At 67.6% G+C, this 3,815-nt stretch carries 4 protein-coding genes; 1 reads left to right on the top strand and 3 read right to left on the bottom strand.

Going from position 1 to position 3,815, the window contains the following annotated elements; all coding sequences use genetic code 11:
- Positions 1-29 precede the first annotated feature (29 nt).
- Positions 30-1,400: a DNA repair protein RadA gene (gene radA, locus GV027_RS19035; RefSeq protein ID WP_107929806.1), complete on the bottom strand. Its 1,371-nt coding sequence runs from the start codon at positions 1,398-1,400 to the stop codon at positions 30-32.
- A 124-nt stretch (positions 1,401-1,524) separates the two neighbouring features.
- Between radA and GV027_RS19030 the strand changes: the two genes are divergently transcribed.
- Complete coding sequence (locus tag GV027_RS19030) at positions 1,525-2,676, top strand: glycosyltransferase family 4 protein (RefSeq protein ID WP_159513218.1); 1,152 nt, start codon at positions 1,525-1,527, stop codon at positions 2,674-2,676.
- 37 nt (positions 2,677-2,713) lie between these two features.
- Here GV027_RS19030 and GV027_RS19025 read toward each other — a convergent pair whose 3' ends face one another.
- Together GV027_RS19025 and GV027_RS19020 are read right to left on the bottom strand one after the other, a co-directional pair.
- Entirely contained in the window at positions 2,714-3,004 is a 291-nt protein-coding gene (locus GV027_RS19025) for a DUF2218 domain-containing protein (protein ID WP_159513217.1), read from the bottom strand.
- The gene (locus GV027_RS19020) at positions 3,001-3,612 is read right to left on the bottom strand and encodes a PadR family transcriptional regulator (RefSeq protein ID WP_443029567.1); all 612 of its coding nucleotides are present in this window, start codon (positions 3,610-3,612) and stop codon (positions 3,001-3,003) included. The genes GV027_RS19025 and GV027_RS19020 overlap by 4 nt, the downstream gene beginning before the upstream one ends.
- Positions 3,613-3,815: the final 203 nt, after the last annotated feature.

Here is a 3,815-nt window from a genome sequence, read left to right as displayed (position 1 = left end):
CGACGCCGGACGCCCCGCCCCGCCCCGACTCATCCCCGCCCGAGCATGTGGTCGACGAACGCGGCGAGCGTCTTGAACCCCGACAGCCGCATCCCGCTCTTCTCGTCGCTCATCGATGCGGGGACCAGCGCGCGCTCGAACCCCAGCTTGCTCGCTTCCTTCAGCCGTAGCGGACCGTGCGCGACCGGCCGGATCTCGCCCGACAAGGCGACCTCGCCGAACGCGACCGCGTCGACCGGTACGGGACGCTCCGCCATCGCCGATATCAGCGCCGCAGCGACCGCGAGATCGGCGGCGGGATCCTGCACGCGGTACCCACCGGCAATGTTGAGATAGACCTCGGCCGACGAAAAGCTCAGCCCGCACCGCGCCTCGAGCACCGCGAGGATCATCGCCAACCGCCCCGAATCCCATCCGACCACCGCGCGCCTCGGCGTCGCCCCGCTCGCCAGCCGCACCGTCAGCGCCTGGATCTCGACCAGCACCGGTCGCGTCCCCTCCAGCGCCGGAAACACCGTCGCGCCGGTCATCGCATCGTCGCGCGTCGTCAGGAACAGCGACGACGGGTTGCCGACCTCCGCCAGCCCCTCGGTCTGCATCGAGAAGACGCCGATCTCGTCGGTGCCGCCGAAGCGGTTCTTGATCGCGCGCAGGATCCGGTACTGATGACTGCGCTCGCCTTCGAAGCTCAGCACCGTGTCGACCATGTGTTCGAGCACGCGCGGGCCCGCGATGCTGCCGTCCTTGGTCACATGGCCGACCAGCACCACCGCGGTCCCGCGCTCCTTGGCGAACCGGATCAGCTCCTGCGCCGATGCCCGTACCTGGCTGACCGTACCGGGCGCGCCTTCGATCAGGTCGGAATGCATCGTCTGGATCGAATCGATCACCAGCATCGCCGGCGGTTTTGTCTGTAGCGTCGTCAGGATGTCGCGCGTCGAGGTCGCCGCCGCGAGTTGCACGGGCGCATTGCCGAGCCCGAGACGCCGCGCGCGCAGCCGGACCTGGTCCGCCGCCTCCTCGCCCGAGACATAGGCCACCGACTGGCCGGCAAGCGCCATCTTCGCCGCCGCCTGCAACAGCAAGGTCGACTTGCCGATCCCGGGGTCGCCGCCGATCAGCGTCGCCGACCCCTCGACAAAGCCCCCGCCCAGCGCACGATCGAGTTCCGCGATGCCGGTCGCCATGCGATCGGGTAGCTTGATCTCCGCATCCAGCCCGACAAGCTGGATCGCACGGCCGCCCGTCTGCAGATTGTGCTTCGAATGAAACGGTGTCGCGGCGGTATTCGCCTCCTCGACCAGCGTGTTCCATTCGTGGCAGTCGGCGCATTGCCCGGCCCAGCGCGATGCGACCGATCCGCACGCCTGACACACATACCGTTTCTGAATTTTCGCCATCGCCGCGGTGTAGCCAGATAGGAACGATAAGGGAACAGCGATCACCCGCGCGGCGAAACGCCACCGCCTCGGCAACAGAGGATTGTCTGGCGCTAACCGACGGGCAACGCTATCCGCCCGAGCGATGCAGCCGACCGACCTCCGCGTGGCCCTGTTTAGCGGCAACTATAATTACGTCCGCGATGGTGCGAACCAGTCGCTGAACCTGCTCGTCGGCCATTTGCTGTCCCGCGGCGTCAAGGTGCGGGTCTATTCGCCAACGGTCGCGGAGCCCGCCTTCCCCGCAATTGGCGATCTGGTCGACGTGCCCGCGATCCCGCTGGTCGGCGGACGCAACGAATATCGCGCCGCACTCGGGATCACGCCGCGCGTCCGCCGCGACATTGACGCGTTCGCCCCCAATATCGTCCATGTCTCGGCGCCCGAGTTTCTCGGCCATGCCGCGGTCGCCTATGCGCGCAAACGCGACATCGCGACCGTCGCCTCCTTCCACACCCGGTTCGAGACCTATTTCCGCTATTACCGGCTCGGCTTCCTCGAGCCGATCGCGAAGAAGCGGCTGACGCGCTTCTACAACCGTGTGGAAGAGGTCCTGGTGCCCGGACCCAGCATGGCCGAGCTTCTCCGCGGCTGGGGCGTGAAGTCGTCGATCGGCATCTGGTCGCGCGGTATCGATCACGCGCGGTTCGACCCGGCGCGGCGCGACACGGCCTGGCGCCGGTCGCTCGGCATCGCGGACGACGAGATGGTGGTCGGGTTTCTCGGCCGGCTGGTGAAGGAAAAGGGCCTCGACGTCTTTGCCGACGTCGTCACCGAATTGCGCCGCCGCGGCGTGCCGCACCGCGTCGTCGTCGTCGGTCAGGGTCCTGCGCGCGACTGGTTCGCGGGCCATGTCCCCGAAGCCGTGTTCGCCGGCTTCCAGTCGGGCGACGCGCTCGGCCGCGCAGTCGCGTCGATGGACGTGTTCTTCAACCCGAGCATCACCGAGACGTTCGGCAACGTGACGCTCGAGGCGATGGCGGCGGGCGTGCCCGTGGTCGCCGCGCGCGCGACCGGCGCGGTCGACCTGATCGAGGACGGCACGACCGGCTTCCTCGTACCACCCACCGATATCGGCGCCTATGCGGATGCGATCGGCAGGATCGTGTCGGATCCCGCGCTGCGGCAGTCGATGGGCGAAGCCGGACACGCCAAGGCCGCGGGCTATCGCTGGGACACGATCAACCAGACGGTACTCGACACCTATCTGGCGGTGACGGCGCGCCGGCACCGATGATCGTGGGAGTAATTGCGGGCGACGCGCACCCGTAAGGCTACGCGTCCACCCAGTCGAACGTCAGCGGCGCCGCGCGAAACGCGAACCGGTCGAGATGGCTCGACACCACGTCGCGCATCCGTTCGACATCCCCGCCCCCGGGCACCGTCAGCGCGACGTCGAGCGTCTGGCTGTCCGCGCGCATCTCCAGCACCGCGCCACCCGGAAACCCGATACGCCCCTCCTGTTCGGTGAAGCGCACCTCCATCTTGTGGCTCCAGTGCTTGGCGAGCTGCTGGAGATACCGGCTGGCCGATTGCGTCGGCACGCGTGCGACCGACACGCTCACTTCACGCGCTCGATCTTCTGGACGACCTCGTCGATCAGCGCCGCCACCTGGTGCGCCGCCTCTTCCGAAAAGCCGTCGCCGAGCAACCGGTCCTGCACCGCATGGCGCAGATTGCCCATCGCGCGCCGGATGGGGGCCCGATCCGCACGTTCGCGGTGCTCGCCGACCGCAGCCAGCCGTGCCATCAACGCCGCGACCTGCTCTGCATTCTCGTCGAGATGCGTGGTGCCGGCTGACGTGATCGCAAAACGCTTCTTGGCGCCCTCGGACTGCTGTTCCTCGATCAGCCCCATCTCGTCGAGCAGCGTGATCGTCGGATAGACCACCCCCGGACTCGGCGCATAGGCGCCCCCGGTAAGCTCCTCGATCGCGCGTATCAGGTCATAGCCGTGGCGCGGCAAATCCGCGATCAGCCTGAGCAGGACGAGGCGCAGTTCGCCCCCGTCGAACATCCGCCGCTGCCGTCCGCCCCCCGGCCGCTCACCCTCACCCGGCCCCCAGGCGAAGGCGAAGCGCCCGCCGCCCCGACCGCCGCCATAGCCGCCGCCCATCGCGGCATGGTGTCCGTCACGATGACCGCATCCGCGGCCGTGCATGTGCATGAACATTCGAATCTCCTGTCGAGCGCATCCCGATACGTGCAAGATATATCTTCAGATGTGCTTCGCAAGATCTACCAAGATATATCTTTCGCATGTCTTGGGCAGAGGACGCGTGGTCAGACAGCGGAACGCGAGGCTAGGCCCAGGGTGGCACAGTCGTGCGTATCGACTACATTGCGAGCATGGCCGACCTTTTCGCGGGTTTCGAA

Origin of the sequence: Sphingomonas sp. T1, assembly GCF_902506585.1 — a bacterium.
GTDB lineage: Bacteria > Pseudomonadota > Alphaproteobacteria > Sphingomonadales > Sphingomonadaceae > Sphingomonas > Sphingomonas aerolata.
This window is presented reverse-complemented; position numbering and strand designations above follow the sequence as displayed.

Excerpts from the sequence above, each read along its gene's own strand:
- GV027_RS19030 (WP_159513218.1), top strand. The coding sequence starts at position 1,525 with ATGCAGCCGACCGACCTCCGCGTGGCCCTGTTTAGCGGCAACTATAAT.
- GV027_RS19020 (WP_443029567.1), bottom strand. The coding sequence starts at position 3,612 with ATGTTCATGCACATGCACGGCCGCGGATGCGGTCATCGTGACGGACAC.
- radA (WP_107929806.1), bottom strand. The coding sequence starts at position 1,400 with ATGGCGAAAATTCAGAAACGGTATGTGTGTCAGGCGTGCGGATCGGTC.